Raw genomic sequence first — 4503 nt, 5'->3', positions numbered from 1 at the left:
TAGGTTCGGTGTAAAGTTTTCTGGCGAATTCAATTATACCTTATCTTCATGCTGTTTGTTTTTCATACCACAAAGATCAACACGCCCTAGCTAAAAGATTTAAAAAGCGTGTTTTGTGTATGCAAAACACGCTTTTTTACGTTTGAATAAATGTTAGATATTCATGTGTATTATCTATATACCTTTAAAATGCCTTAAAAGTGATGTTATTCTAATTTTAGGCGATAAAAAACCAGCTTAAAAGCTGGTTTAGCACTTAATCTGAACTTTGCTTAAGCGGTTAAAGCGTATTCGTTTTTTGTGCTTTATATTTTATACGGTAGCTATGTAGTAGTGGTTCAGTGTAACCACTAGGTTGTGTTACACCCTCCAAAACCAGTGCAAGTGCAGCTTGAAACGCAATGCTGTTATTAAGGGTTTCTTCGTTTATTGCCATGGGTGTATACGCAGTGTCGTGCTCGTTTTGACCATCAACTACTTTGGCCATTTTAGCCATTGTTGATTTTATTTGCGCCTGTGAACACACGCCATTTAGCAACCAATTAGCCATATGCTGGCTTGAAATACGCAGTGTTGCTCTATCTTCCATTAGCCCGATATGGTTAATGTCGGGTACTTTTGAGCAACCAACGCCTTGATCAATCCAACGTACAACGTAACCTAAAATACCTTGTGCGTTGTTTTCTAGCTCACTTTGAATATCTTCTTTTGAAAGCGTTTTAGCATCTGTCATTAGCGGCGGTGTAAGCAGGTCATTAAGGCTCGCAATAGCACGTTTAGCTATACTTTGCTGCTCGGTAAATACGTTTATATCGTGATAATGCATTGCATGCAGAGTAGCGGCTGTAGGGGAGGGCACCCATGCTGTATTAGCGCCTGATTTAGGGTGAGCTTGTTTTTGCTCCATCATTAATGCCATTTTATCTGGCATTGGCCACATGCCTTTACCTATTTGTGCTTTATGACTTAAGCCACAAGCAAGGCCAATATCGACGTTGCGATCCTCATAAGCTTGTATCCATGATTGCTGCTTAATCTGTGCTTTTGGAAGCACAACGCCCGCTTGCATAGAGGTATGAATTTCATCGCCTGTGCGGTCTAAAAATCCAGTATTTATAAATACAACACGCTCTTTAGCTGCATAAATACAGGCTTTTAGGTTTACAGAAGTACGGCGTTCTTCATCCATAATACCCATTTTAAGCGTGTTTTTAGGTAAGCTTAGCGCTTCCTCTACTAAGCTAAATAAAGTGTTAGTAAACGCTACCTCTTCAGGGCCATGCATTTTTGGTTTTACTATATTAATACTTTGCGCGCTTGAGTTTTTTATACCTGTTTTTTTATTTAGGTCGTGCAGGGCAGCGGTAGCAGTAAACATCGCATCCATAATGCCTTCAAATACCGGTTGATTGTACACATCGGTAATAGCTGGGTTCGTCATTAAATGGCCAACGTTTCTAACAAACATCATGCTACGGCCTTTTAAAGTAACTGTGCCGCCATCGAGTGCGGTGTATGTTTTATCACTTTGCAGAGTGCGCTCTACGGTTTTATCGCCTTTTTTAAACGATTCAACTAGGTTACCTTGCATCAAACCAAGCCAATTTTTATAAACTTGTACTTTATCTTCTGCATCTACCGCAGCTACAGAATCTTCACAATCCATAATGGTTGTAAGCGCGGCCTCTAACACTACATCTTTTAAGCCTGCTTTATCTGCTTGGCCAATAATGTGGTGGTGATCTATATGTAGCTCTATGTGTAAATCATTGTTTTTTAATAACACTACGGTTGGGTTTTGTGCTTCACCTTGATAGCCAATAAGCTGAGATGGGTCAGCTAATGTGGTTTGAGAGCTATCACGTAACGTAATTAAAAGTGCGCCATCTACTACTGAATAATTAGTGCTTTCTATATGCGAGCCATTAGTTAACGGCAATGCTTTATCTAAAAACTGGCGAGCGTAGGCCATTACCTTAAAACCACGAACAGGATTGTAGGTATTGCCTTTTTCGGCTCCATCGTCTTCGCTTAACACATCTGTACCGTATAAAGCGTCGTATAACGAACCCCAACGTGCGTTAGCGGCATTAAGTGCAAAGCGTGCGTTACTTACAGGCACAACCAACTGAGGGCCTGCTGTAAGGGCTACTTCGGGTTCTACATTTTTGGTTTCAATTTCAAAGTTGGCAGGCTCTTTAACTAAATAGCCAATATCTTGCAAAAAGGCATGGTACTTAACGCTATCCCACGTTTTATTAGCAAGATGGTAGTCATTTATTTGCTGTTGAAGCAATTCTCGCTTTTCAAGCAGTGCCTTATTTGTAGGGGTAAGTGTTTGAACTATATGTGCAAAGCTTTGCCAAAATTGATGCTCACTTAAGTGAGTGCCTGGTAGTAATTGATTTTTAACAAAATCAGCGAGTTGTGTGTCTACGCTGAGTCCTGAATGTGTGAGAGTGTGGGACATAATTACCTTCCTTAAACGGTCGCGATGTTGTTGTGTGCTTGTGCGTTAAGGCAACAATAACTCAAAAAGGCAATGTTGAGTGCTTTTTAGCCATTCACAAAATGTATAGCCACAATAACAACTATAAATTTACTAAATCTAGAAAAGGAGCCTAATGTTGAATCAAGCGAAACGGAGCACACACTCCTAGCCACTCTCACAACATTAAAATAATTTACACACTCGTTCGAAGGATTTTATTATGACAACATATCAACGCGAAACAGACACACTCTCTACTCTTTGCCAATCACAAGGCAGCGCATGGAAAGCTATTAACCCTGAATACGCAAGCCGTATGCGTTTACAAAACCGTTTTCGTACAGGGATTGAAATTGCGCAATACACAGCAGACGTTATGCGTGAAGATATGGCTGCNAAGCCTGTACACCCAATCTTTAGGGTGTTGGCATGGCTTTACTGCCCAACAAATGATGATGGCTATTAAGCGCCATCAAAAAACAACTAAACGCAGCTATGTATACTTAAGTGGCTGGATGGTTGCAGCACTTCGCTCTGCATTCGGTCCGCTGCCAGATCAAAGTATGCACGAAAAAACATCAGTACCTGCATTAATTGAAGAAATTTACACATTTTTAAAGCAAGCTGATGCACGTGAACTAGACCACTTGTTTAACGACCTAGATGCAGCAAAAGCGAATGGCGGCGATGTTCAAGCTGTTATTGATAAAATAGACAACTTTGAAACTCATGTTGTGCCAATTATTGCTGATATTGACGCAGGTTTTGGTAACGAAGAAGCAACTTACTTACTGGCTAAAAAAATGATTGAAGCCGGTGCGTGTGCCATTCAAATAGAAAACCAAGTATCTGACGCCAAACAATGTGGTCACCAAGCGGGTAAAGTTACCGTTCCACACGAAGACTTTTTAGCAAAGATTAACGCAGTACGTTACGCCTTTTTAGAACTTGGTATTGATAACGGTATTATTGTGGCACGTACAGATTCATTAGGTGCAAGCCTTACTCAAAAAGTACCTGTGTCGCAAACACCAGGTGACTTAGCAAGCCAATACAATGCATTTTTAGAAACGACGCCAATTAACGGTGTTGATGACTTAAATGAAGGCGACACAGCAATGAAAATTAATGGCCAGTTATGTAAACCAACTCGCCTAGATAACGGTTTATTTCAATTCCGCGAAGGCACTGAAAAAGACCGCGTAGTACTAGATTGTATTACGAGCTTGCAGTCGGGCGCTGATTTACTGTGGATTGAAACAGAAAAACCTCATGTTAAGCAAATTGCAGAACTGGTAAATCGTGTTAAAGAACACGTGCCAAATGCAAAACTGGTATACAACAACTCGCCTTCGTTTAACTGGACGCTTAAGTTTCGTGAGCAAGTATATCAAGAGTGGGAAGAAGCAGGCCGTGACCTTAGTGCTTACCCAAGCTTTGGCGACAATAAAGGCCTTATGGCACCAGAAATGGATGCAACAGAACTTGCGCAAGCAGCCGATTTACTAGTGCAAAACTTCCAGCGCGATGGCGCACGTGAAGCAGGTATTTTCCATCACTTAATTACTCTGCCTACGTACCATACAGCTGCGCTGAGCACTGATATTTTATCAGAAGGTTATTTTGGCGATATGGGTATGCTGGCTTATGTACGTGATGTACAACGCCAAGAAATTCGCCGCGAGCAAGCTTCTGTTAAGCACCAAGACCTAGCAGGGTCTAACATGGGCGATACACACAAAGAATACTTCTCTGGTGATAACGCGCTAAAAGCCGGTGGTGAAGATAACACCATGAACCAATTTTAACTTCCTAACTAGATAGTGTTACTCAAGGGCCAATAGGCCCTTTTTTATTGCTTTAAGTAAAGTTAGAACATTGAAGCATAATTACAGATCAGACTTTAACTAGGGCGTGTTGATCTTTGTGGATTGAAATTTGTTCAATCTAGGGGCGATTAAATCGCGGCGCGAGGTTTGTAACCTAGTGGGCTAAGTAAAAACCGAGCAACA

Annotated in this window: 1 protein-coding gene and 1 pseudogene; one reads left to right on the top strand and one right to left on the bottom strand. The window is 41.0% G+C overall.

The features are described from left to right. Window positions 1-280: 280 nt before the first annotated feature. Window positions 281-2470 (bottom strand): malate synthase G, encoded by a 2190-nt coding sequence (locus L655_RS0109910; RefSeq protein ID WP_024604935.1) that lies wholly within the window; start codon window positions 2468-2470, stop codon window positions 281-283. 241 nt (window positions 2471-2711) lie between these two features. Here L655_RS0109910 and L655_RS01000000125405 point away from each other — a divergent pair. After that, window positions 2712-4299, top strand: a pseudogene (locus tag L655_RS01000000125405) (isocitrate lyase). Window positions 4300-4503: the final 204 nt, after the last annotated feature.

This window comes from Pseudoalteromonas sp. TAE79, assembly GCF_000498015.1.
GTDB lineage: Bacteria > Pseudomonadota > Gammaproteobacteria > Enterobacterales > Alteromonadaceae > Pseudoalteromonas.
The sequence above is the reverse complement of the archived record's forward strand: the minus strand, read 5'-3'. Positions and strand labels throughout refer to the sequence as shown.

Coding starts and splice junctions, on each gene's coding strand:
- L655_RS0109910 (WP_024604935.1), bottom strand. CDS start 2,470: ATGTCCCACACTCTCACACATTCAGGACTCAGCGTAGACACACAACTC.